Genomic DNA, 24,744 nt, shown 5'->3' with positions numbered 1-24,744 from the left:
GTCAAACATGATCTTCTTACAGCCGGGGGAGTCTAACCGGCACACCTCGGGTCGAATCCAGGCGGCCACGCCAACCGCCACTACTTCGTTACAAGACGCCCGAGAGGCGCCTCGGCGAGCGGCACGGGACGGGGTGCGACGGGAGCCGGGGGGTCCGGTTCCGCCGGCTCGCCCGGGGCGTCGCCCGGGTCGGGGGACACCTCCGAGGCGGCCGTGCCGTCCCGGACCGGAACCCCCGGTCCCGTCGCACCCGCGGCCCCCGTTTCCCCCGTTTCCCCCGTCGTTCCCCCGGTCCCCGCCCACGGCGCGGGCCACTCGGCCACACCGCAGGGAGCGCCCTCGGCGACGTACGGCAGACGCAGCACGCCCTCCTCGGTCCACAGTCCGGACCCCGCGAGCCAGCCCGGAGGCGGCGCGAGATGACGCACCCGGCGCTCGGCGGGCCGCCACACCCCGACCCAGCTGCCCACCGGCCCGTCCACCCGCAGGGCCACCGCGCAGCCCTCCGGCGTCAGCACCTGCCCCGGCTGGATCGCGAACGGTGTCACCGCGCAGCCCTCCCCGCGCAGGCACTCCGGGAACCGCACCGGCAGCGTGCTGCCCAGCACGCCCCAGCCCAGCCGTTCCACGCCCGGCGAGGGCGCGTCGGAGCCGATCAGCAGCAGACCGCTGTCCGGGTCGGCGCACAGCAGCCGGTCGTCGCTGTGGGTGGAGATCTGGAGCAGCGGCGACACCTCCCCGCCGCGGGCCAGGTCGACCACGACCGTCTTGGTCACGCCCGCCACCTCGCGGTCCAGCGCCAGCAGCCGGCCCGCCCGGTCCAACCAGACCCCGCCCGAGCAGCGGCCGGGGATCTCGGCGACCAGCTCCGGTCCGAAGGCGCCGCCCGCCACCAGCCACACCTCGCTGGCGCCCGGAGAGACCGTGAGGGCGTGGACCCGGTCGCCGCCCGGGGCCGGGGGCAGCAGCCGCGGCCGGCCCTCCACGGCGCCCAGCAGCAGCTCGCCCGTGCCCGGACCCGTCGGGTAGAGCAGGGAGAACAGCTGCCGTCCCTCGGTGCGGCGGCTGATCAGGACCCGTCCGTCGGCCAGCGGCTGCACCTCGGTGCCGGGCTCCTCCGGCTGGTTGCCGGGCAGCGGCACCGCGTACGGCTCGGGGCCCAGCGTCCAGCGCTCCGGGAACCAGGAGTCGCCGCTGCGGGCGAGGCGGGCGGCGTAGGCACCGTCCGCCGTGATGACACACCCCGTCGCCGGTCCGCGGTCCTCCGCGTCCGCCGCGGCGGGTTCGATCGCACAGGCAGTCATCGTTCGGTCACCTCCGGCGACGAAGCTAGTTTTCGCACGCACAGACGTGGGACCGCCGGGCTGGCCCTTCACACGAAGGGGTGGCCGGGCCGCGATTCGCCTGAGGGAACAGGGGCGTGTGTGCTCGACGGTGTGCGGTGAGGCCGCCGCAGACGTCCGCGATGGCCCGTCGCGGCCGTACGCCAGGGCCCGTCACGGCCGTCGTCCCAGGCCCGTTCCGGCCGTCGTTCGAAGCCTGTTACGGCCGTCGTCCGAGGCCCGTTCCCGCCGGTGGTCGAGCCCGTTCCGGCCAACGGTCGGGGCCCGTCGCGGCCGTCGGCCGGGGGCCGAGGCGGTGGGCGGCCGTGTCCGCGAGAGCGGCGCCGGTTCAGGCGCAAAGCGCAGCCAGGTAGCCTTTCCCCGTGCCCCGTCTGTCTGAAGTCATCGCCGCGCTGGACAACCTGTGGCCCGCCGAGCGGGCCGAGTCCTGGGACGCGGTCGGCACGGTCGTGGGCGACCCCGACCAGGAGGTCACCCGGGTCCTGTTCGCCGTCGACCCCGTCCAGGAGATCGTCGACGAGGCGGTGGAGCTGGGTGCCGGCCTGCTGGTCACCCACCACCCGCTCTACCTGCGCGGTACGACGACCGTCGCGGCCTCGCACTTCAAGGGCCGGGTCGTGCACACGCTGATCAAGAACGACATCGCGCTGCACGTCGTCCACACCAACGCCGACACCGCCGACCCCGGCGTGTCCGACGCGCTGGCCGGCGCCCTCGACCTCAGGGTCGTGGGGCCCCTGGTGCCGGACCCGACCGACCCGAACGGGCGGCGGGGCCTCGGCCGGGTGTGCGAACTGGACCATCCGCTGCCGCTGCGCGAGTTCGCCGCGAGGGCCGCCGAGCGGCTGCCCGCCACCGCGCAGGGCATCCGGGTGGCCGGCGACCCCGAGGCCGTCGTCCGCACGGTCGCCGTCAGCGGCGGCTCCGGCGACAGCCTCTTCGACCAGGTCCGGGCGGCCGGCGTCGACGCCTTCCTCACCGCCGACCTGCGCCACCACCCCGTCTCCGAGGCCCGCGCCCACAGTCCCCTGGCGCTGCTCGACGCGGCGCACTGGGCCACCGAGTGGCCCTGGTGCGAGCTGGCCGCCGCCCAGCTCGACGAGATCTCCGACCGTCACGGCTGGGACCTGCGCGTCCACGTCTCGAAGACGGTCACCGACCCCTGGACCATCCACTCCCCTTCCCTTGGAGCCCCCAACTGAACGCCGCGCCCGCCGACCAGATCCGCCTTCTCGACGTCCAGGCCCTCGACGTACGCCTCCAGCAGCTCGCCCACAAGCGCCGCTCGCTGCCCGAGCACGCCGAGATCGAGTCGCTGACCCGGGACCTCACCCAGCTGCGTGACCTGCTGGTCGCCGCGCAGACCGAGGAGAGCGACACCGCCCGCGAGCAGACCAAGGCCGAGCAGGACGTCGACCAGGTCCGCCAGCGCGCCGCCCGCGACCAGCAGCGGCTGGACTCCGGCGCGGTCACCTCCCCCAAGGACCTGGAGAACCTCCAGCGCGAGATCACCTCCCTCGCCAAGCGGCAGGGCGACCTCGAGGACGTCGTTCTGGAGGTCATGGAGCGCCGCGAGTCCGCGCAGGAGCGGGTGAGCGAGCTGACCGAGCGGGTCTCCTCCGTCCAGTCGAAGATCGACGACTCGACCGCCCGCCGGGACGCGGCCTTCGAGGAGATCGACGGCGAGGCCGCCACGGTCACCAAGGAGCGCGAGGTCGTCGCCGGTTCGGTCCCCGCGGACCTGCTGAAGCTCTACGACAAGCTGCGCGAGCAGCAGGGCGGCATCGGCGCGGCCAAGCTGTACGCGCGCACCTGCCAGGGCTGCCGTCAGGAGCTCGCCATCACCGAGCTCAACGAGATCCGCCAGGCCGCGCCCGACACCGTGGTGCGCTGCGAGAACTGCCGCCGCATCCTGGTGCGTACGTCCGAGTCCGGTCTGTAAGGGGCCCCGGTCGTGCGGGAGTTCGTCGTCGAGGCCGACGGCGGGTCGCGGGGCAACCCCGGCCCGGCCGGATACGGCGCGGTGGTCAGTGACGCGGTGACGGGGGAGACCCTGGCGGAGGAGTCGGAGTTCCTCGGGGTCGTCACCAACAACGTCGCCGAGTACCGGGGCCTGCTGGCCGGTCTGCGCGCGGCCCGGGCGCTGGACCCGGAGGCCGTCGTGCACGTCCGGATGGACTCCAAGCTCGTCGTGGAGCAGATGTCGGGGCGGTGGAAGATCAAGCACCCCGACATGAAGCCGCTCGCCCTGGAGGCGGGCCGGGTGTTCCCCGCCGACCGCGTGACCTACGAGTGGATCCCCCGGGAGCGCAACAAGCACGCCGACCGGCTGGCGAACGAGGCGATGGACGCGGGCACTTCGGGGGAGAGCCGGGCCGCCGCCTCCCCCGCCGGGGAGCAGGCTCCAGCCACAGAGGCCGAGGTCGAGGCCGGGGTCGAGGCCAGGACCGGGGCCGACGCGCGGGCCGCGAAGAGCGTGGCAGCCCCCGCCCCCGGGTGGGCCCCGGCCGACATGGGAGCGCCCGCCACCTTCGTGCTGCTGCGCCACGGCGAGACCCCGCTGACGCCCCAGAAGCGGTTCTCCGGCAGCGGCGGCACCGACCCGTCCCTCTCCGCGGTGGGCCGTGAGCAGGCCGAGCGCGTGGCCGCCGCCCTCGCCAGGCGGGGGACGATCCAGGACGTCGTCGCCTCGCCGCTGGCCAGGACCCGGGAGACCGCCGGGTTCGTCGCCGACCGGCTCGGGCTGGAGGTCACCGTGGACGACGGGCTGCGGGAGACCGGCTTCGGCGCGTGGGAGGGGCTGACCTTCGGCGAGGTCCGGGAGAAGTACCCCGAGGACCTGAACGCCTGGCTGGCCGACCCCGAGGCCCGGCCCACCGGCGACGGCGAGAGCTTCGCCGAGACCGCCGTGCGGATCGCCGCCGCCCGCGACCGGCTGATCGCCGCGTACGCCGGCCGCACCGTTCTGCTGGTCACGCACGTCACGCCCATCAAGACGCTGGTACGGCTGGCCCTCGGCGCCCCGCCCGAGTCGCTGTTCCGGATGGAACTGTCGGCCGCCTCGCTCTCCGCGATCGCCTACTACGCCGACGGCAACGCCAGCGTGCGGCTGTTCAACGACACCTCGCACCTGCGCTGAGCGTCGCAGCCTCCCGCGCGAGCCGTTCGATGCGCGGCCAGTCGCGGGCGGCGACCGCGTCCGCCGGCAGCATCCAACTGCCGCCCACGCAGGCGACGTTGGGCAGGGCCAGATAGTCGGGCGCGAGCGCCGGGCCGATCCCGCCGGTCGGGCAGAACCGGGCCTGGGGGAGCGGCCCGGAGAGCGAGCGCAGATACGCCGTGCCGCCCGCGGCCTGTGCCGGGAAGAACTTCATCTCCCGCACCCCGCGCTCCAGCAGCGCCACGACCTCGGACGCCGTCGACACCCCCGGCAGGAACGGCAGCCCGGACCCGCGCATCGCCGTCAGCAGGGCGTCCGTCCAGCCGGGGCTGACCAGGAAGCGCGCCCCGGCCGCCACGGAGGCCATCACCTGCCCGGGCGCGAGGACGGTCCCGGCCCCGACCACCGCCTCCGGCACCTCCTCGGCGATCGCCCGGATCGCCTCCGGCGCCTGCGGCGTCCGCAGCGTCACCTCGATCGCCGGCAGCCCACCCGCGACCAGCGCCCGCGCCAACGGCACGGCATCGGCGACGTCGTCCACCACCACGACAGGCAGAACGGGCGAGAGATCCAGGACGGACACAGTCATGCCGCACATCCTGCCGACCCCACCCAACACACGCAAAGCCCATTGCACATACTGCAACGCCCCCTCTTGGGGGCGCGGGGAACTGCGCAAAAGACGACGACGCACCCGCACCCGGGCAACCGGCAGGCCCCACCCCAGGGGCGCGGGGAACTGCGCGATCAACCACGACGCACCCGGGCAACCGGCAGCCCCCACCCCAGGGGCGCGGGGAACTGCGCGACCAACCACAACGCACCCGCACCCGGGCAACCGGCAGGCCCCACCCCAGGGGCGCGGGGAACTGCGCGACCAACCACAACGCACCCGCACCCGCACCCGCACCCGCCCCGCACGGGCGCCGCGCCACGCCCACGGCGAGCACCACCAGAGGGCGGCCGGCGGATCAGCTCAATGGACCTCGTCCACCAGCACGTCCAGCGACCAAGCCGTCCCCACCCTGCCCGGAGCCTCCGCCTCCACGGTGTAACCCAGCTCCCGCAGAGCCTCCACCAGCTCCGCCGGCCCGCCCGGGACGGAACCGGCCGCGAGCAGCCCCCGCACGATCCGCCCCTTCGTGGCCTTGTTGAAGTGACTGACCACCTTCCGCGTCGGCGCGTGCAACACCCGTACGGACGCCGTGCGCCCCGCGACCTCACCCTTCGGCTTCCACGCCGCCGCGTACGCCGCCGACCTCAGGTCCAGCACCAGCCCCGACCCGGCCGCCTCCGGCAGCACCTCGGCCATCGGCGCCCGCCAGTGCCCGGCCAGCGCACCCAGCCCCGGCAGCTTCACACCCATCGAACAGCGGTAGGAGGGGATCCGGTCGGTGACCCGCACCGCGCCCCACAGCCCGGAGAAGACCAGCAACGAGCGCGCCGCGCGCCGCTTCGCGGCGGGGTCCAGCGTGGCCAGGCCCAGGGCGTCGTACAGCACACCCGTGTAGATCTCCCCGGCCGGACGGGTGCCCGCGGTGCGCAGCTCCGTGTTCTTCGCGACCTCGCCCCGCAGCCCCTCGCTCAGCCCGAGCACCTCACGGGCCTTGTCCTCGTCCGCCGCGCACAGCTCGACCAGCTCCTCCAGCACGGCCGCCCGCGCCCCGGCGAGCCCCGGCAGCGACAGCGACTCCGGCTTCAGCGGGGCGCCACGGCCGGACGCGGCCTTGCCTTCGGAGGGCGGAAGCAGCACGAGCACGGGTGTTTCTCCTTCGGGTCGGCTCGGGACAGCGTACGGCGTGCCGCCCCGCCCGCCCCGCCCTACGCTCGCTGTATGCCCCGCCGTCCGATCCGCGTGACCGGTGCCCCACAAGCCCCCCTGCGGGCCGCGCTCGCCGCGCTCCGTGCCGAGCTCGGTGTCCCGGCCGGCTTCCCGCCGGAGGCCCTCGCCGAGGCCGAACGCGCCGCCCGCGACCCCGCCCTCCCGGTGGAGGACGCGACCGACATCCCCTTCGCCACGGTCGACCCCCCGGCCTCCACCGATCTGGACCAGGCGTTCCACCTGTCCCGGCAGGGCACCGGCTACCGCGTCCGGTACGCCGTCGCCGACGTCGCCGCGTTCGTCGCCCCCGGCGGCGCGCTGGACGCCGAGGCCCACCGGCGGGTCATGACCCTGTATTTCCCCGACGCCAGGACCCCGCTGCACCCGCCCGTGCTCGGCGAGGGCGCGGCCAGTCTGCTGCCCGGACACACCCGCCCGGCCGTGCTGTGGACGATCGACCTGGACGCCGACGGCTCCCCGCTCACGGTCGACCTGCGCCGCGCCCTCGTGCGCAGCCGGGCCAGGCTCGACTACGCGGGCGTACAGCGCGAGCTCGACTCCGGCACCGCCGAGGAACCCCTCGCGCTGCTGCGGACCGTCGGTCAACTGCGCGAGGCACTGGAGGCCGACCGCGGCGGAATCTCCCTCAACGTGCCCGAGCAGGAGATCACCGAGCACGACCACACCTACGACCTCGCCTACCGCGCCCCGCTGCCCGCCGAGGGCTTCAACGCCCAGCTCTCCCTGCTCACCGGCATGGCCGCCGCCGACCTGATGCTGACCTGCGGCACCGGGGTCCTGCGCACCCTCCCCGCCGCCCCCGACGGCGCGGTGGGCCGGCTGCGCCTGAGCGCCAAGGCCCTGCGCGTCGACTGGCCGCACCATGTCTCGTACGCCGCGCTGGTGCGCTCCCTCGACCCCCGCGAACCCCGGCACGCGGCCTTCCTCCAGGAGTGCACGGCCCTGCTGCGCGGCGCGGGCTACACCGTCTTCCGCGACTTCGACCTCCCGGAGATCACCACCCACTCCGCCGTCGCCGCCCCCTACACCCACTGCACGGCCCCGCTGCGCCGCCTGGCCGACCGCTACACCACCGAGATCTGCCTCGCCGCGGCGGCCGGGCAGCCCGTGCCCGAGTGGGTCCTCGCCGGCCTCGAAACGCTGCCCGAGGAGATGGCCGGCGGCGGCCGCCGGGCCGCCCGGGTCGAACGCGGCAGTATCGACATCGTCGAGGCGGCCCTGCTCGAGAACCGCGTGGGCGAGGTCTTCGACGCGTGCGTGATCGACCTGGCCGACGACAGGCCGACGACCGGCACGGTCCACCTGGAGTCCCCGGCGATCGTCGGCCGCGTCGACGGCGACACCCTGCCCCTGGGCGAGCACCTGCGCGTCCGCCTCACCGAAGCCGACCCGAGCACGGCGAAAGTACGGTTCGTGCCTGCTTGAGGGCCTGTGCCGCGACGTCGTGTGCCACGATCGAGGGAACGGTTCCCGATCTCTTGGACAGGTGATCAGCCGATGTCCCAGTCTGGCGAGCGACCGAAGGAGGGGCGTGACATGACTGCCGTCGCCCAGGAACCGATCACGCAGGAGCTCCTGCTGGAGTGGTTCCTCGCCCTGGACACCCCGGAGGGCTTCCGGGCGGAGCTGATCGAGGGGGAAGTCGTCGTGACGCCGCCGCCGGACGGGGACCACGAGCACTGCATCAGCCGGATCGTCAGGCAGGTGATCAAGCAGTCCCGCACCGACATGGACTTCTCGGGAAACAAGGGGCTGACACTGCGTGCCGCGGAGGGCTTCGCGAGGGACCATGTGATTCCCGACTGCGCTTTCGCCGCCAGTGAGCTGCAGCTCTACCGAGGCGCGGAACCCCGGATGCCGTCCGAGGGCGTCACCATGGTTCTCGAGGTCACGTCCTCCAGGCCGCAGAACGACCGCGAGACCAAGCGACGCTGCTACGCCCGCGCGGGCATCCCCCTCTACCTGCTCGTCGACCGCGGGGCCGACTCCGTCACGCTGTTCAGTGATCCCGAGGGCGACGACTACGGCCAGCTCCGCACCGTCGCGTTCGGAAAGACGCTTCCCCTCCCCGCCCCCTTCTCCTTCGACCTGGAGACCGCGGACTTTCTCTGACGCTCCCGGCGTTGCACCCTGTGGACCGGAAAGGGGCACGGGGTGGCGGAGCAGGCACGGTGGACGAGGGCGCGGCTGGGCAGATGCGGCCCGTCGCTCGACCTGCTCACCGCCCGCTTCCAGCGGCACGTCTACGCCCCGCACGCGCACGAGGAGTTCACGATCGGGGTCTGCGTCGGCGGGACCGAGATCATCGACTACCGCGGCGGGCACATACGCACCGGGCCGGGCTCGATCGTCGTACTGGAGCCGGGGGAGATGCACACCGGCGGCCCCGCCACCGGCAGCGACGGGTACGCCTACCGGGCGCTGTACGCCGACCCCGCACTGCTCCGCGAGGGCACGACCGGCACCCCGCACTTCCGGGAGCCGCTGCTCGACGACCCCGAGCTGACCGCCGCGCTGCGGGTGACGCACGCCGAGCTGGCCGCCTGCCCGGACCCGCTGGAGGCGGAGTCGCGGCTGCCGTGGCTGCTCACGGCCCTCACCCGGCGCCACTCCACCGCCCGCGCCACCCTCGACCTGGTCCCCGGCGCCGACCGCGTCGCCCTCGCCGTACGGGACCGTCTGGCGGACGAGCTGCTCGCTCCGCCCTCCCTCGCGGACCTCGCCGCGGATCTGGGCCTGTCCCGCTACCAGTTGCTGCGCGCCTTCCGGACGACCATGGGCGTGCCGCCGTACGCGTGGCTGGCGCAGCACCGGGTGAGCCGGGCCCGTGGGCTGCTGGAGGCGGGGCTGCGGCCGGCCGAGGTCGCCCCGCTCGTCGGGTTCGCCGACCAGGCGCATCTCACGCGCTGGTTCCGCCGGGTGCTGGGCGTGACCCCGGCCGCGTACCGCAACAGCGTTCAAGACGGCAGGGGCTGATCCGGCCGAGACTCGGGGCATGACTGCACGCGGCTGGTTCCTGTTCTCCCTGATGGGAGTCGTCTGGGGCATCCCCTATCTGATGATCAAGGTCGCGGTGGACGAACTGTCCCCGTCGACGGTGGTCTTCGCGCGCTGTGTGATCGGCGCCCTGCTCCTGCTGCCCTTCGCGCTCCGCCAGCGCGGCCTCATGGACACCGTCCGCGCCCACTGGCGCCCCATGCTGGCCTTCGCGTGCATCGAGATCGTCGGCCCCTGGTGGACCCTCACCGACGCCGAACGCCATCTGTCCAGCTCCACGGCGGGCCTGCTGATCGCGGGCGTGCCGATCGTGGGCGTGGCCATGGCCCGCTTCTTCGGCGCCTCGGAGCATCTGGGAGCGCGGCGGATCGTGGGGCTGACCGTCGGGCTCGGCGGCGTGGCGGTGCTGACCGTCCCCCACCTCACCGGCGGGGACGCCCGCTCCCTCGCCGAGGTCCTGGTGACGGTCGTCGGCTACGCGACGGCACCGCTGATCGCCGCCCGCTGGCTCAAGAACGTCCCCACACTGCACCTGATCACGCCCTGTCTGGCGTTCTCGGCGGTTGTCTACGCCCCGGCGGCGGCGGTGACCTGGCCGTCCGCGATGCCCTCCACGCAGGCGCTGACGGCGCTGGCGGGCCTGGGCGTGCTCTGCACGGCGCTCGCCTTCGTGGCGTTCCTGGAGCTGATCAAGGAGGCCGGCCCGACCCGGGCGACCGTCATCACCTACGTCAACCCGGCCGTGGCGGTCGCGGCCGGCGCCCTCTTCCTCGGCGAGGAGCTGACCGCGTCGATCGGCGTCGCCTTCACCCTCATCCTGGCCGGTTCGGTGCTGGCCACGGCCGCCCCTCGCAGGCCGGTAACATGGTCGCCACGGCAGACGAGCCGGGCGGGCGGCCGCGTGAAGTCCCTTGGGGGGCTTCCCGAGGAACGTCCGGGCTCCACAGGGCAAGGTGATGGCTAACGGCCACCCGGGGTGACCCGCGGGACAGTGCCACAGAAAACAGACCGCCCGGCGCTCAGGCGCCGGGTAAGGGTGAAACGGTGGTGTAAGAGACCACCAGTGCCCAGGGCGACCTGGGCAGCTAGGTAAACCCCACCTGGAGCAAGGTCAAGAGGGAGCGCCCCGGCGCTCCTGCGGAGGCGTTCGAGGGCTGCCCGCCCGAGTCTCCGGGTAGACCGCACGAGACCGGCGGCAACGCCGGTCCTAGATGGATGGCCGTCGCCCCGGCCCCCGCGAGGGAACCGGGGAACAGAACCCGGCGTACAGCCCGACTCGTCTGCCGCCAAGGGCCCATGACCAGGGAACATGCTGGTCACGGGCCCTTTTTGCCAGGTCAGGAGCTTGCTCGAACCCCGGTCCGTACCGGTTCAAACCGGACCTCGTGGCTACGAACGTAGCCACGAAAGTAGCCATGGCCGTGAGGGCGGAGACCGGCGCCGGTGACAGAACCGGCCGCCGTGTAACGCTCTACGCCCCGCCCGCCAGGCGTCCCGCCGTGAGTTCGTCGCCGAGGCCGTGGACGAGGTCCGCGCCGAGGTCGGCGGCGCGGCGCAACACCCGCTCAAAGGAATCCAGTTCACGGAACACCTCGCCGTAGCGGCGCTGTTCGCCGAGCGGGACCTGGCGGACCTGGAGGCGGCGGACGTCGATGCGGGAGGAACTCGTCGTGTGGGTCCCGGCCTGCCGGGCATTGGCCGGGGCGCGGAGCGAACCGGCCAGGAACCAGGCGTCGAGCTGTTCGGACTGCACCCGCACGGCGTGCAGCTGCGGGCCGAGGGCGGTGGGCGGCCCCTCGTGGACCCAGGCGGAGAATTTCCGGGCCACGCCCACCACCACGATGTCCCCGGGTTGGACGATCGCTGCCTCGCGGGCCGAATCGCCGTCGGGGGCGAGCCAGCTCCCGGGTTCCCCCGTCCCCAACAGGTCGGGAACGGTGAGGAAAGGGATGTCGCCGTCGGACGAGGGACTGGTGCGGATCGACTCCTCCGGTGGCTGATGGCCGCCGCGTAGGGTGAGCGCACCGGCCCGGGCGAGTTCGGCGACGGTGGTCGCCGTCGGTGTGTCCGCCGTGGCTGCGACGAGGTCGAGCGCCGCGAGTAGCCGGGCCGACTTGTCCACACTTGCGGTAAGTGAGGTGAACTCCCCCCAGGATGCGGCCAGTCGGGGCGCGGTGTCCGCTGGGGAGGGGGTGATGTGGCGTCCCGGGGTGAGGTCGACCTCGTCGTCGAGGAGTTCGATGACAGGCACCTGCGCGACGTAGGCGGGGAACTGCGCGGAGTCGGCTTGTTCAACGGCCTTGCGGACGAAGGCGCCGATTGCCGCCCAGTCGGGGGCGGGCGTGCTCTCCCGCGCGGAATCCCGGGGGAAGCGTGACGCGGCGTCGGCGACCAGTAGCCGCCCGCCCGCCTGCTTCTCTTCCCCGGGCGCGGGCGTCCGCAGCAGCCACAGGTGCAGGGAGACGCTGTGCGGTGCAGCGCACCCCGGCGGCAGTGCGACGACGGCCCGGAGGTGGCCGGTGCGCAGCAGTGAACCACGGATCCGCCGTCCCGCCTTCCGGGCTGCGACGGCGGGCGGCAGCACCAGCACAGCGGCGCCGCCCGGACGCAGCCGGGCCAGGCAGTGCTGGACCCAGGCGAGTTCGGGCTCGGTACGCGGGGGCAGCCCGTGGCTCCAACGCGCGTCGGTGGCGAGCTCCTCGTATCCCCAGTCCCGTTCGCTGAAGGGCGGATTGCACAGGACGATGTCGGCGGGGTCATCGGCGAAGGGGTCGTCGCGCAGCGAGTCGCCAGCTCGTACATCGATGAGGGCCCGCCCGCCTTCCCGCTCGGTGAGTCTCAGGCGGGCGTCCGCGAGTGCGGCGAGGACGGGATCGCGGTCACCGCCGAGCAGGGTGGGCTCCCCGTCCCCGACTGCCTTCACCGCTTCGGCACCGGCCATGAGCAGGTGCCCGGTGCCACAGGCCGGATCCATGATCGTGACGCTGTCTGAGCCGCTTCCAGCGCTGCCGGCCGAGCCGAGGGCGAGGTCCGCCATGAGTGCCGCCAGGGGCTCCGGCGTCGTGGCGATCTGGCGTACGTGGACGTCGAGCCACCGGCGCAGCAGGAACGCGAACGTTTCGGCTTCCCCCTCGCGTCGCCCCAGCTCCACGGCCCGGACGATCAATTCCGCTGCTTCAGAGGTGAGTTGACTACCCTCCTCGTTCTCCTGGCCGGCGAGGAGGCGTCCCGTCCGTGCGACGGCGTCCCCGGTCTCGTCGCGTCCGCCGAGCATCTCGAAGCGGGGCCAGAGCCATTCCCGCTCGGCGGACTTCTGGAGTTTCCTGTTCTCACGCAGCCAGTTCTCGATGTCGGTCATGGAGAACTGTGGGTTGACGTCGGTTCCCGCGATGCGTTGGGGGAAGTTCGGATGCCGCCGCCGCCAGTTGCTGACGGCAGCCCGTCCGACGCCGGCGAGGCGGGCGATTTCGGCCAGGGTCACCGGTACGGCGCGAGGCGTGGTCATCTGCACTCCCAGGGCGTTTCTGATCGAACAAGGACTTGCCCCCGACAGCGGGTGCGTGATCAAGCCACCCTTCCCCTCTTGCGCCTGTCAGGCTACTACGATCATTGACTTTGTTCACAGGTCAGGCGTGGCCGCTCGGGCCTTCTCCTTCACTTATGGCGTCCCCCACGACGGGAAGAGCGAGGTGTGCGCCCTGAGGCTCGGCCGATAGTGTCACCGCTGGTGATGGAGCCGGGGCAGAGGCCATCCCAATCCGATGGGGGAGCATGAGCTGGTCCGGCAGACAGTGGGGGAGAGGCGCGTGCACGCTCAGGAGACCACGTTCAAGGAGCTCGTCCAGGGCGAGAAGCAGTTCCAGGTGCCGCTTTACCAGCGCACCTACAGCTGGCAGCAGAACGAGCTGCGGCAGCTCTGGGACGACGTGCTGGAGCTGGTCGAGGAGCATCTGGAGGGCAGGACCCCCGCGACCCACTTCCTCGGCTCCGTGGTGCTCGCCCCGGGAAGGATCACCGCGGGAGGCATGCAGCGCTGGCTCGTCGTCGACGGACAGCAGCGGCTCACTACTCTCATGCTGGCCCTCACCGCGCTGCGTGACCGCTACCGGGAGCGTGGCGCCGAGCGGGACGCCGACCGCATTCACGACCTCGTGCTCGTCAACAGGTACCGCAACGGCGACGACCACTACCGCCTCCTGCCGACGCAGGCCGACCGCGAGGCATACACCGCGTGCGTCGAGAGCACCCCCAAGGCCGGTGGCCCCGGCAATGTGGGCGCCGCCTATCGCTTCTTCCTGGCCGTCCTCACTGAGGGCGAGGAGAACGGCGGCGAGGCGTGGACAGGCGCGGTGGAGACCGTCCTGAGCAGTCTGCTCTCCATCGTCGAGATCACCGCTGCCGAAGGCGACAACGTCTACCGCATCTTCGAATCCATCAACAACACCGGTGTCGGTCTCCGCCAGAGCGACCTCCTGCGCAACTACCTCTTCATGTGCCTGCAGACCCGCGGCGAGTCCGTCTACCGCAACCACTGGCTGCCCATGCAGGACCTCCTCGGTCCCGACAACCTCGAATTGCTCGTCTGGCTCGACCTGGTCGTGGCAGGCAACAGCCGGGCCAAGCAGAGCGAGATCTACCGCGACCAGAAGAAGCGCCTGGAGCCGCTGAGTACCGACGAGGCGGCACTGGAGGCCGAGATCGCCTCCCTCGCCCGGCGGGCCGAACGGCTGATGCGCATCCTGGAGCCCCGGCGGGAGCCGGACTCGGAGCTGCGCGAGGTGCTGGAGCGGCTGTCCCGGTGGGGCGGTCAGACCCACTACCCGCTGGCGCTCCAGCTACTCGACCGCGTCCACGACGGACGGGCCACGCCCCAACAGGCCGCCCGGGCGCTGGCCTACGCCGAGAGCTACATGGTGCGCCGCCTCTTGGTGGGTCTGTCCACCACAGGCAGCAACCGGGTCTTCATGGAGATGCCCAAGGAGCTGGAGAAGGACGACGACCCGGCGGAAGCCGTACGCCGTTTCCTGTCGCGGAACAGGACGGGGGCACGTGTCTGGCCCGGCGACGAAGCGCTGCGCGAGGCTGTCCGCACCCGCCCCTTCTACAAGGCGGGCCGCAGCAACCAGCGGTTCCAGGTGCTGCGCCGACTGGAGGAGAGCTACGACGGTAGTGAGCCCGTCGACTACGCCAAGGCATCCCTCACCGTCGAGCACGTGCTGCCACAGAGCCCGGCCCAGCAGTGGTACGACCTTCTCGCCGAGGACGCCGAGGACGGCCAGAGCCCGGACGAACTCCACGCCCTGCTCGTCCACACCCTGGGCAACCTCACCCTCTCCGCGGACAATGCGCGCCTGTCGAACCATCCCTTCCGCCGCAAGCAGGAAATCCTCGACGCCAGCGCCCTGCGCATGAACCAGAGGATCGCCGCCGAGGAACGGTGGGGGAGGACGGAGATCCTCGCCCGCGCCGACGAACTGGCGGACAAAGCGGTGAGGTTGTGGCCCGGCCCCGCCGAGGGAGTCGTCCAGGCAGAGGACGAGTGGGCCGGCTGGAAGGACCTCCGGGCCGCGCTCCTCGCCATGCCGGCCGGCACGTGGACGACGTACGGCGATGTGGCGGCACTCATCGGTACGCACGCCGTCCCCGTGGGCCAGCACCTGGCGACCAAGGCTGGCTTGCACGGCGCCTACCGCGTACTGACCGCGGACGGCCGTGTCTCGGCGGGCTTCCGGTGGCCGGACGGCAAGGAGTCCGGCGACGCCGGAACCCGCCTGGAAGCGGAGGGCGTTCCCTTCGACGACGCGGGGCGGGCCCGCCGGTCCCACCGGCTGACCACCGCCGACCTGGCTGCCCTGCTCGGCAGGGACACCGCGGACGAGACCGTGCCGTCCGCGCAGGCCGAAGTCGAACAGCAGGCAAAGGCCGACCGGTTCGAAACGCAACTCCGCGACAACCAGACCGAGGAGACCGTGCAGGGCGTCCTCGGCGCGCTGCGTTTTTGGGAGCAGCAGGGCGGCCACCTTGCCTACGGCCGAGCCGACGAGACCAGTTGCTTCCCGATGGTGCGGTTCGGCGACACACGCGATACCGCCCGTGCGCTCTGGCCGCTGGGGATCTACCCGGTCGCGGGCACCGTCGAAGTGGTCTTCCAGTACTTGAGGCGGCGGCCTCCGTTCGACGACGAGCCAGTGCGTCGGGAGTTGATGACCCGGCTGAACGGCATCGAGGGCATCGACCTGGCCGAGGCCAAACTGGACCTGCGTCCGTCTTTCCCGCTGGAGGTCTTCTCCGGGCACAGCGAGGAGATCTGCGCGGTGCTGGAATGGTTCGCGCACACCGCCGCTCTGGCCGAGGCCCGCCGCATGATGGACGACGGTCCGGGCACGCTCTGACGTTGGCATCAGGTGCGTGGGACCCGAGAACCCATGGGTCCCACGCAGGTCGAACACAAAGTGCTATGGACGCGGCCCGCTGATGACAGGTGCCAGGAACGGGCTCGGCGTTCCGTGCCAGGACACACGCAGTGCCTCACGCGCCCGTGTGCACGCCACGAACAGCACGCTCAGCTCGCTGTTCACGTCTTCCTGGTGCTGCTGCGCGTCGACGTCCACCGGAGTCACGGCGGACTTCATCGGAACCGTCCCCTCCATCACCCCGGCCACGGCGACGCAGCGGAACTCCAGTCCCTTCATCCGGTGCATGGTCCCTATCCGCACCCCCGCACCCCCGCGCCCGGCTCCCAGGACGAAAGCAGGGATCCCGGCGTGCTCCAGGGCCTTGGCGATGTCCCGCCCGAACTGGATGAACCGCACCGCGATGCCTATGTGTTCCGCATCCACGCCCGAGGCAGTCCACTTCTCCACCTGGGCCACCAGCGCCGCCATCTCCTCGGGCTTCGAGACGTGCCCCGCGGTCTCGGGCCGTTCACCGTGCATCGTGGAGCGATAGCCGGCCAGGGTCTCCTTCCCTTCGTCCATGTCGTCCGGCTTCTCTCCGGTCAGCAGCGCGGTGGACCAGGCGAGGATCTCCTGCGTGGTGCGGTAGTTGACCCGCAGCCGGTACGAGCGTCCGACGACCTCGACGCCGAGCGAGCGAAGCGAGACCCGGTTGCCGTAGATACGCTGGTGGGTGTCCCCGGCGAGGAACAGGTCGTCGGCGCCGGAGCCGACGAGGGCCCGCAGGAAACGCCACTGGGCGGGGTGCAGATCCTGCGCCTCGTCGACCACGACATGTCGGAAGGGCCGCTCGCCGCTCCCGTCCAGTACACGTGCGGCCTCGGCGCACACCTGAAGGAAGGTCCACTCCCCGGCCTGGCGCAGCTGCTCCTCGAAAGCGGAGACCGCACGCCACACCTGAAGGCGTTTCAGCGGCCCCAGCCCGCTCCCGCGACCTGTCCGCAACACTTTGAGGTACTCCTCGGGAGTGGTGACGGCATGCGCGAGGACGACGTGCCGCCACTCCTGGTCGAGGAAGACGCCCGTGAAGTCGAGGTTCAACCGTCGCGCGATCCGCGCCCACCGGGCGGTGATCTCCTTCTGGTCGAAGACCAGTTTCAGCGGTGCGCCGCCGCGGTCCGCCCGTACGATCTCGTTGGCCAGGGCGTCGACGTTCACCACCCGGATCTTCGCGCGGACGGCGTCTTCCGTGATCAGCAGCTCCATGCAGCGCTGCAGTTCGGCGGCCAGGTCCTTCGTGTAGGTCGTCAGCAGCACACAGCCGTCTGGTGCGTCGGCGGGCAGGCGCCGCGCGAGGTGGTACGCCCGGTGCAGCGCGACGACGGTCTTGCCCGTACCCGGCCCGCCGGTGACCCGCGCCGACCCGGCGTAACTCTCCTGGTAGGCCACCCGGTACTGACTCGGATGCAGGAAGACCCGCCAGGCGTCGAAGGGGCGCTGAAGGATCTCCAGCAGTTCATCGGCCCCGGAGACGAGGGCGATACGGCCGCGTGAGCGGGCCATCGCGGTGCCCAACTCGTCACCCTCGGAGCCGCGGGCGCTCTGCACGGCGGTCCGGGCGTACGCCTGCACGAGCTCGCGGTCGATCTCCTCGGGCTTCATGCCGGTCGCCAGCCCGAGCAGCACGTCGTACTGCTGCTCGGGAAGCACCTTGTGCAGTGCCTCCAGGTGGGCCTCGTCGGGGACCAGCCGAATGATCGGCAGGATCTCCTCGTCGACCCCGAGGCTGCGCAGCACCTTGTCCGGATACTCGGACGCGGGGAACAGACGGGACGGCTCGTCGGCGGCCAACGCCCGCAGCCCGGCCGTGGCCCGCTCCAGGGCCACGTCGTTGCGTATCTCGATGCCCTGGGTGGCCTCGTTCACCGACGCCCGGTGCTTGGCGGCCCAGTCGTTGGCCTTGTCGTGCGGGAGCACCTTGAGCAGCAGATAGCTGTCGCCGGACTCCGCCTTGAGGACGACGCCGCGCCAGAAGTCGGTGATCCGGATGGTCCGCAGCCGCGGATCCTTCTGGTGCGTGAGCTTCTCTAGGTGCAGTCCCGCGTGCGTGGCGGCCGCGAACTTCTCGAACACCTCGAAGACACGTTTCTGGACGGGTTTCTCCAGCGCGGCGAACTCCATCAGAAAGTCCCGGTGCATGCCCAGCGTCGCCATCCCCGCCCCCTCCGGCCGGCCTTTCCAGGAACTACGATCACTTTACTGACCGGCACCGACTGGCGTCAGGAAGTGCCAGGCCACCGCGCGAGAACTCCTCGACGCTGCAACTCCCGTATGTGGTCGGCCATACGGCCGGGCATGGGACCGCCGCTGAGCAGTACCCCGGCCTCGATGTTGCGCTCGGCTCCCGCCGCTGTGAGGTTGGCGCTGGTGAGGAAGAGGACATGGTCGTCGGCTATCGCCAGCTTGGCGTGCAACCGGCTTCCGGGGGAAGGGCGTTCGACGGATGGCCAGTGCCAGAGCCGCAGTCCGGGGATGCCGGAGAAGGCGTCGGCGGGCTCACTTCCGGAGATGAGGCCACCGGCGCCTTCGAGGGTCTCCATCACGATGTCCACGATCACGCCCCGGGCCACCGCATCGGACAGGGCCGAGGCCAGTGGCGCGTAGGACCGGGCCGAGTACGTCATGGCGACGAGCCGGTGCTCCGCGGCCCGGATCACCTCCGTCAGCACCTGGGCGGTGCTGCGGCCAGGAGTCCCGGGCGTGGAGGGACCGCTCCACACGGCACGCGCCTCCGTGGCTTCGCGCTGTCGCGTCCAGGCGGCGATGTACCCCCGTAGATACGCCGCGGCCTCCGCCGAGGGCACCTCGTCCGCCGTGATCGAGTCCAGCAGGGTGCTGACGGCCTCCAGCGCGGCGGAAGTCTGCACCCTGCCCAGGACATACGCCTGGGAGCGGCCTTGAGCAAGGAGGGCGGCCACCGCCTTCGTACGGGTGGGTCCGAGCGAGGCGGCTGCCGCCGCGGCCGCCGCCTCGAAGCGCCTTCGGCTCACCCGCTCACCCGCTCACCTGAAGTCCGGGACGAGGGCGAGCGGTTCGGCGTCGCCCGCGAGCGGGGTGATGAAGCGGCGGTCCAGGAAGCGGTTGCCGCGCTCACAGGTGGTCTCGGAGACGAAGAGGCAGGCGTGGCAGGCCGCGCCGTGCAGGAAGTCCTCCGGTGCCTGCGGGAGGCGCTCCCCGCACAGCGGGTCCGAAGAACACCGGCCCGCCTTGTACAACGCAGTCCGTACGATCCTCGTCAGCCGGTTCTCCCCGGTGTGCGGGTCCTTGTCGGCGAGGGACACCAGGCCGCCGAGCGTGCCCTCCGAGTCGGGCACGGCCGTGTAGATGAGGATGCCCGTACGGCGCTCGTCGTCGTCACCGCTGTAGATGCGCTCGGCGAGGCTCGCGGAGTTGTAGCCGCACTCCATCGCGATGGTGCGGATGAGGAGGTGGGAGAGCGTGTGCAGGGCGATGTAGCGACCGCCCGGCCAGCCCTGCATCGGGTCGAACTCACCGGTCAACCGGTCCGACTTGCGGTGGTCGCGGAACCGCCCGAACGCCGCGGCGTGTGCGGCGAGCGCGTTGCTCGATGCCACCCGCTTCTCCCACTGCTCGATCAGCTGCTCGTCCACCCGCAGGAACAGGCCCTCGCCGCGTACCTCGCTCGCCGGCACCCAACCGCGTTCACGTCGGCCCAGTTCCACCCGGGTGACCAGGCCCGGGTCCTCGGGATCGGGGGCGTCGAGGCGGGTGAACCCGATGAGGGCGCGGACCTCGCGCAGCCGCTCGACCTGCCGGACCTGTGAGAAGACGGACGCCAGCGGCCCGGTGAGTGAGGCTTCCACCAGGGCGAAGTCCTCGGTAGGGTCCGGGATCTTCGTCGCGGACAGCACCTGCCACTCGGGGGTCAGCAGATCCGGAGGCCCGCTCGGCTGCTCGCTCTCGCCCGCGCTGCCCGAGAGGGCGGCCCGGTAGTCCGAGATGGCCTTCCACACCTGTCCCGGTTCGTAGTCACGCAGATAGCGGTGGTGCTTGGACTTCTTGGCGAACATGGCGATCTCGTGCTCGTCCTCGAAGTCTTCCAGGTCCGGCCAGCGTTCCTCGACGAGCTTGCGCAGGGAGTCGGTCCCGGTGTCGGGCAGTGCCAGGGCGCTGAGTGTCGCGGGGAACCACTGGTTGGACGCGCCCACGACCAGCAGGTAGGGCTGTGCGTCACAGGTCTCGTAGACACCGTCGAACTGCGGATGCCGACCGCGGCAGCGGGGAAGGTTCGCCCGGCCCTTGTCGCCCATCGCGTCCCGGATGTTGCGCTTGGCCTTCTTGCAGACCAGGCATTCGAGGGAGACGTTGGCCGCGAGATTGCCGCCGTTGTCGCGCATGCGCAGCGTCGGATACGTCGTGTCCGGGCAGGCACGGCCCTCGTGGACGAACTCCGTGTAGGGGAACTCGTCGAGGTGCCCGTTCGTGCAGGCCAGCGCGAAGCGGGCGGCCACGGCGAGGGGCTTGCGGCCCTTCTTCTTCCGGTAGCAGTTCTCGTGGTAGAAGCGGGCCTCGTCGGGCCGACGGGGATTCTGGTTCTCGAAGCCCCACTTTCCCGAGCCGAGTGAGGCCAGCTCATTGCACGCCGTACAGCGCAGCCACTGCGGGAAGGGGGTCACCGGCACCCCGATCTTCGCCGCGTATCCCTTCGGGTCGGTGTCCGTCCCGGGAATCCACGGCGCTGCACGCAACTCGGTGACCTGCTGCGATCCGTACCGCTGCAGTGCCCGGTTGACGGCCTTGCGTAGCCGGGGCTCCTCGATGACCGGATCGGGCACCCCCGTGTAGCTCCAGTGGTCGAGGCCCTTCACCATGACGGAGAAGTTCGGCAGGTCGACCAGCGCGCCGACACCGCCGGTGAACATGAGGTGGCTCGGCCGGACCGCGCCCACCCGCCTGAAGTGTCCGCCGCTGCTCATGACCGCCCCCTGGCCGTGCCGGTGCCGTTTCCGTCCGCGTCCGGCACGTCGCCGAACTCGTCGCCGCTCGCCGCGGCCGAGTCGTCGCCCTCCGCGGGCGGACCGAACTCCCATGCGCTCCCTGCCGGAGCCGACAGCACGCTGTCGGCGGAGAGCAGCATGTTGATCTCGTTCTCCGTCTCGCGCATCGACTGCGGAACGGTGAGCACATCCCAACCGCTTCCGTCCGCGTTGCGCAGCAGCCCGAGCACCGTCTGCTTCTGCTTGGTCTGTCCGCGGTAGCCGAGCCGGCCCTGCTCGCCCTTCTTGGCCGTCCACGCGTCGCGCAACGCGTCGATGCGCTCGGCGAGATAGCCCCGTGCCCGGTCCCCGTCGACGGCTTCGGCACGCGCCAGCAGCCGCTGTTCGACCTCCCGCACCCGCGGGTCGTCCAGGTCCACGTCCTCCGCGTCCACGTTGTCGGAGAACTCGGCGCAGGCCTGCCGCACGGCGGCGACATACGTGGCGGTGGTGCCACGGTCCAGCGCACGCCGCGTGAACGGGGTCACGGACAGCGCCTCGACCTGCCGGTAGAACGTCGCGTGGTAGTGCTCGAAGTCCTCGAAGTGGGCGAGGTCCCGGGGGCGGGCCCAGTTGTAGAGGGTCACGACGATGCCGGGCCGCTTGCGGTCACGGCCGACGCGGGACGATGCCTGGATGTACTCCGCGGTGTTCTTCGGCTGGCCCGTGACGACCATCAGGCCGAAACGGGAGACGTCCACGCCGACCTGGAGCATCGAGGTGGCCAGCACATGGTCGACCGGCTTGCGGTGCAGCGGGGCCGGGAGGACCCGTGGCTGGCGTGCCTTCCCCGCGTCCCGGAACTCGTCGGTGATCGCCTGCTTGCGCACCGAGGTGTCGTGCTCCGGATTGAAGCCGATCTCCAGCCGCTTGAGGGCGGCGCTGATGTCCGCCGACGAGATACGGGAGGTCAGCTCCTGGAGATTCAGCATGTCGGTGTCGCGCAGCAGCCGGTTGGCGATCCCCCTGCGCCGTCCGTTCGTCCGCAGCCGGCTCGGCACGTCGTCGTCGAGGACCCGCCGCATACCGGCGAGCTCCTTGGTCGCGTTGAAGTACCCGACCACGGTCATGTACGGATCGGCGGGAGCCCCGAAGCGGTCGAACATGTCCTGCCCGGCGAGCAGCAGGATCTCCGCGAGCCGGATCTCGGCGGCCTTCATTCGTACGCCGTGAGCGCACACCCCGTAGTAGCGCCGCCCCGGGTCGTCCTCGGTGACGTCGACCTGCCGGGAGAAGAAGGTGTCCCCGACGTCGACCACCTGTGGCGGGAAGATCGCGAGGTCCCGGGCGAACACCCCGAGGACCTGGGCGCGGGCGTTACGGGTGGTGGCCGTCGACGCGATGATCTTCGGCCCGGTCTCGCGCTGCTGCCCGTGGGCGTCCGTCGCCGGCCAGGTGCACAGCTGGTCGACGGCCGACTCGAAGAGACCCACTGTTGTGCCCAGCGCCCCGGAGATCAGGTGCAGCTCGTCCTGGATGATCAGGTCCGGCGGCCGCAGCCGCCGCGGCATCGTACGGCTGACCACCGCCTTGTGCTTGTCCTTGGCGTTGTGCCGCGATCCGCAGCCCGTCTCCTCGTCGAGGTCGTCGTGCCGGTAGCCGTGGCGCTCGCAGTACTCGGTCACGCGGCCGAAGAGCAGACCCGCGTAGCCGCGCCACGGCAGCTGGGCGAGCTTGTCGACGGTCGCGATCAGCAGGCTCGGCACATGCCGGTAGATCTCCTCGTCGACGGTGAGGATCGGCAGCCCCTCGCCGTTGGCCTTCATACGGGAGAACGGGCAGGGGTCGGCGTCCTCGCCACGGGGGCAGTACACCAGGACGCGCCGCCGTACGTCGTCCGGCTTCAGGTCGCGGTACGCGCGCAGTTCCTCGCCGCACCACGGGCACGACAGCACCTGGAGGACGTTCGCGTGCCGTCCCGAGGCGGTCTCGGTGGCCTCCGCGATCTGCTGCGCCGCGTCCCCGTACCAGTTCGGCGAGACACCGGCACCGACCCACAGCCCGATACGGAACGGCCTGCTGCCCCAGGTCGACTCGTCCTCCCTGCGCAGCACCTCGGTGGCGCACACCAGGGCCGAGGCCCGCTGGAACTGCTGTGCCGTCAGCAGCCGCAGGGTGTAGCGCATCAGTACGGCGACGCCGTCGCGCCCCTCGCGGGCGTCCGGGCCTTCACCGACGACCTTCTGGAGCCGGCGGATGGCGAACGTGTAGGCGGTGAGGCCCAGATAGGCCTCCGTCTTGCCGCCACCGGTCGGGAAGAACAGCAGGTCGACCGTGGCTGTGCTGTCCGCCCTGCGCTCTTTGTGTGCGGGGTCGGTGAGCGAGCACAGGTTCAGCAGCACGAAGGCCAGCTGGAAGGGATACCAGCTCGCTGCGGAGACCCCCTGCCCGAGAACCTCGGCATGAGCCGCCGCGTACGTGGGCGGCCGTTCGCCACCCTCCGCCCGCACCCTGGCCGTCGCCGTGGCCCGCCGCTGCATGGCCATCGCCCGGTTGGCGAAACGGAACGCCTGCAGCGCCTCGCTGTCGGCATGCAGCAACTCGATGCCGAGCGCGATCCTGCCGCACACGTCACGGGCCTGGTCGACCGCCGTCAGCGCCGCGTCCCGCAGCTCGCCCGTGAGCGACTGGGCCTTGGCGGCCTGTTGTTCCAGCCAGCCGTCATAGCCGTCGGCCAGCGGCTGAAGGGCCTTGAGTAGCTCGTCGCGCCGCTCCCACACGGCCAGGTCCGCGAGCTTGTCCATGCTCAGTTCGAGTCCGGCGAGCAGCGGCTGCTGGGCCGTGGTCGGTGCGACCGTCGCCGGTACGTCCTTCTTGGGCAGCCAGGTCGTCTCCAGCCGGACGGCGCGGCGCCCCTTGGGCCGTACCGTCGCGTGCACGGCGACATTGCGCCCGTGCGCGTGCTTCAGCTCGTGGCGGTACAGCAGCCGCAGGTGCCGTTCCTCTGGACCTTCCAGCACATGGCCGGGCTCGTCGGACAGCGGGTCGTCGATCGGCAGGAAGACGCTGGACTCCCCGTCGAAGGCGGTCACTTCCAGCTTGGTCTGGAACAGCCACCGTCCGTCGCGCTCTTCTCGTGACTCCTCCAGCGCGTTGATCAGCGACACATCGACGAAGCGCAGGTCGTTCGCGCCGTCGACGGTGCCGGGACGCTCCCGCACATGCACATCGAGCCGGACGCACGGCCGGTCGGGGTCGGTCTCGTCCTCGCCTTCCAGTACCGTCCGGAGGCTGCCCGGAGCGTCGACGGGGATGTCCACCTCATGACGAACGGGCTCCCGTGACCAGACGCGCCCCGTCCCTCCGTCCTCGTTCTTGCTGTCGCTCTGCCGATAGCGGCCCCAGGTCGCGACGACACTGAGCATCCCCACATCGGCCGGCACCAGGAAGCTCAAGCCCATCGACGACGCCCAGAGCCTTCCGGCCGCCTGCGGGGTGAGCCGGTCAGTGAGCTCCGGATCCCGGCCGTCGCCCTCTGCGTTGACCTCGGTCTCCGCCTGACCGACAGCGGCTCGCACGGGCTCGGCGGTCGGAGCGGGGCGCGGTCCGAGCAGGCCGACGAGATAGCGGTCCCGAGGGCCCGCGCTCATGGGCGGCAGCGCCTCGGTCTGGTCTCCCCAGGGCCCCAGCAGATCCCGGGAGATCAGATCGCCGAGTTCCTCGCGGACGTCGTACGACGATCCGGGCCGGAAGGTCTGCGGGACCTCGTCGACGGGATGGGGAACGCCGGGTGCCGGAGCAGGGGCGTTCGGTGATGACGGCATGCGCGTTTCCCTCCCTGGGCACCGGACGGCACCTGTGAACAACGATAGGACGACCCACTGACAGACAAGGCAGAGCGGTCGCGGCGGACTGCGCGCCACAAGAATGACATGTGTGTACTCAGTTCACAAGTGACTTCTCGCGTCGCGTCCCGTAGGGTGCGTGCACAGGCCATTGGCAACTGACA

At 71.5% G+C, this 24,744-nt stretch carries 15 protein-coding genes, 1 other RNA gene and 1 pseudogene; 9 read left to right on the top strand and 8 right to left on the bottom strand.

Annotation, left to right across the window (positions count from 1 at the left end):
• Positions 1-80: 80 nt before the first annotated feature.
• Positions 81-1,304, bottom strand: coding sequence for a hypothetical protein (locus ACZ6SQ_RS05385; protein ID WP_469556931.1), 1,224 nt, complete (start codon positions 1,302-1,304; stop codon positions 81-83).
• A 401-nt stretch (positions 1,305-1,705) separates the two neighbouring features.
• On the opposite strand from ACZ6SQ_RS05385, the gene ACZ6SQ_RS05380 reads away from it, so the two are divergent.
• Genes ACZ6SQ_RS05380 through ACZ6SQ_RS05370 form a run of 3 tightly spaced genes read left to right on the top strand, consistent with a single transcriptional unit; the run spans position 1,706 to position 4,482 of the window.
• Positions 1,706-2,545, top strand: a complete 840-nt coding sequence (locus tag ACZ6SQ_RS05380) for a Nif3-like dinuclear metal center hexameric protein (RefSeq protein WP_469556929.1) — start codon at positions 1,706-1,708, stop codon at positions 2,543-2,545.
• Positions 2,542-3,285 carry a zinc ribbon domain-containing protein gene (locus ACZ6SQ_RS05375; RefSeq protein WP_469557208.1) on the top strand — a complete coding sequence of 248 codons (744 nt, stop codon included), beginning with the start codon at positions 2,542-2,544 and terminating at the stop codon, positions 3,283-3,285. Before ACZ6SQ_RS05380 ends, ACZ6SQ_RS05375 begins: the two co-directional genes overlap by 4 nt.
• Positions 3,286-3,297: 12 nt before the next feature.
• Positions 3,298-4,482, top strand: a complete 1,185-nt coding sequence (locus ACZ6SQ_RS05370; protein WP_469556928.1) for a bifunctional RNase H/acid phosphatase — start codon at positions 3,298-3,300, stop codon at positions 4,480-4,482.
• Here ACZ6SQ_RS05370 and eda read toward each other — a convergent pair.
• Complete coding sequence (gene eda / locus ACZ6SQ_RS05365) at positions 4,457-5,092, bottom strand: bifunctional 4-hydroxy-2-oxoglutarate aldolase/2-dehydro-3-deoxy-phosphogluconate aldolase (protein ID WP_469556926.1); 636 nt, start codon at positions 5,090-5,092, stop codon at positions 4,457-4,459. The two genes, ACZ6SQ_RS05370 and eda, sit on opposite strands and share 26 nt — an antisense overlap.
• Positions 5,093-5,479: 387 nt before the next feature.
• The gene (yaaA, locus tag ACZ6SQ_RS05360) at positions 5,480-6,262 is read right to left on the bottom strand and encodes a peroxide stress protein YaaA (protein WP_469556925.1); all 783 of its coding nucleotides are present in this window, start codon (positions 6,260-6,262) and stop codon (positions 5,480-5,482) included.
• Between the two features lie 75 nt (positions 6,263-6,337).
• Between yaaA and ACZ6SQ_RS05355 the strand changes: the two genes are divergently transcribed.
• From ACZ6SQ_RS05355 to rnpB, 5 genes and pseudogenes are all read left to right on the top strand, one after another.
• Positions 6,338-7,771, top strand: coding sequence for an RNB domain-containing ribonuclease (locus ACZ6SQ_RS05355; RefSeq protein WP_469556923.1), 1,434 nt, complete (start codon positions 6,338-6,340; stop codon positions 7,769-7,771).
• 111 nt (positions 7,772-7,882) lie between these two features.
• On the top strand, positions 7,883-8,458 hold the full coding sequence (locus tag ACZ6SQ_RS05350; RefSeq protein ID WP_469556921.1) for a Uma2 family endonuclease: 576 nt from the start codon (positions 7,883-7,885) through the stop codon (positions 8,456-8,458).
• 42 nt (positions 8,459-8,500) lie between these two features.
• Positions 8,501-9,322 (top strand): AraC family transcriptional regulator, encoded by an 822-nt coding sequence (locus ACZ6SQ_RS05345; protein WP_469556919.1) that lies wholly within the window; start codon positions 8,501-8,503, stop codon positions 9,320-9,322.
• 19 nt (positions 9,323-9,341) lie between these two features.
• A pseudogene (locus tag ACZ6SQ_RS05340) lies at positions 9,342-10,121 on the top strand (DMT family transporter); the annotation flags it as partial.
• Positions 10,122-10,224: 103 nt separating this feature from the next.
• Positions 10,225-10,626: RNase P RNA component class A (rnpB, locus tag ACZ6SQ_RS05335), an RNA gene on the top strand.
• A gap of 188 nt (positions 10,627-10,814) precedes the next feature.
• Here the strand turns inward: rnpB and ACZ6SQ_RS05330 are convergent.
• Positions 10,815-12,848, bottom strand: coding sequence for an N-6 DNA methylase (locus ACZ6SQ_RS05330; RefSeq protein ID WP_469556918.1), 2,034 nt, complete (start codon positions 12,846-12,848; stop codon positions 10,815-10,817).
• A 301-nt stretch (positions 12,849-13,149) separates the two neighbouring features.
• On the opposite strand from ACZ6SQ_RS05330, the gene ACZ6SQ_RS05325 reads away from it, so the two are divergent.
• Positions 13,150-15,735 carry a GmrSD restriction endonuclease domain-containing protein gene (locus ACZ6SQ_RS05325; protein WP_469556916.1) on the top strand — a complete coding sequence of 862 codons (2,586 nt, stop codon included), beginning with the start codon at positions 13,150-13,152 and terminating at the stop codon, positions 15,733-15,735.
• 63 nt (positions 15,736-15,798) lie between these two features.
• Here the strand turns inward: ACZ6SQ_RS05325 and ACZ6SQ_RS05320 are convergent, their stop codons facing one another.
• The 4 genes from ACZ6SQ_RS05320 to drmA form a co-directional block, all read right to left on the bottom strand.
• A complete protein-coding gene (locus ACZ6SQ_RS05320; RefSeq protein ID WP_469556914.1) occupies positions 15,799-17,952 on the bottom strand; it encodes a UvrD-helicase domain-containing protein in 2,154 nt (717 codons plus the stop codon).
• A gap of 65 nt (positions 17,953-18,017) precedes the next feature.
• Entirely contained in the window at positions 18,018-18,788 is a 771-nt protein-coding gene (gene drmC / locus ACZ6SQ_RS05315; protein ID WP_469556912.1) for a DISARM system phospholipase D-like protein DrmC, read from the bottom strand.
• Positions 18,789-18,800: 12 nt separating this feature from the next.
• Entirely contained in the window at positions 18,801-20,735 is a 1,935-nt protein-coding gene (gene drmB, locus ACZ6SQ_RS05310; protein WP_469556910.1) for a DrmB family protein, read from the bottom strand.
• A complete protein-coding gene (drmA, locus tag ACZ6SQ_RS05305; protein ID WP_469556909.1) occupies positions 20,732-24,559 on the bottom strand; it encodes a DISARM system helicase DrmA in 3,828 nt (1,275 codons plus the stop codon). Before drmA ends, drmB begins: the two co-directional genes overlap by 4 nt.
• Positions 24,560-24,744 lie beyond the last annotated feature (185 nt).

Source organism: Streptomyces sp. NPDC048600 (assembly GCF_055587025.1).
Note: the sequence above shows the minus strand (reverse complement) of the source record. Positions and strands in the feature narration are given on the sequence as shown.

Coding starts and splice junctions, on each gene's coding strand:
- ACZ6SQ_RS05355 (WP_469556923.1), top strand. CDS start 6,338: ATGCCCCGCCGTCCGATCCGCGTGACCGGTGCCCCACAAGCCCCCCTG.
- ACZ6SQ_RS05350 (WP_469556921.1), top strand. CDS start 7,883: ATGACTGCCGTCGCCCAGGAACCGATCACGCAGGAGCTCCTGCTGGAG.
- drmB (WP_469556910.1), bottom strand. CDS start 20,735: ATGAGCAGCGGCGGACACTTCAGGCGGGTGGGCGCGGTCCGGCCGAGC.
- drmA (WP_469556909.1), bottom strand. CDS start 24,559: ATGCCGTCATCACCGAACGCCCCTGCTCCGGCACCCGGCGTTCCCCAT.
- ACZ6SQ_RS05320 (WP_469556914.1), bottom strand. CDS start 17,952: ATGGCGACGCTGGGCATGCACCGGGACTTTCTGATGGAGTTCGCCGCG.
- ACZ6SQ_RS05385 (WP_469556931.1), bottom strand. CDS start 1,304: ATGACTGCCTGTGCGATCGAACCCGCCGCGGCGGACGCGGAGGACCGC.
- ACZ6SQ_RS05330 (WP_469556918.1), bottom strand. CDS start 12,848: ATGACCACGCCTCGCGCCGTACCGGTGACCCTGGCCGAAATCGCCCGC.
- eda (WP_469556926.1), bottom strand. CDS start 5,092: ATGACTGTGTCCGTCCTGGATCTCTCGCCCGTTCTGCCTGTCGTGGTG.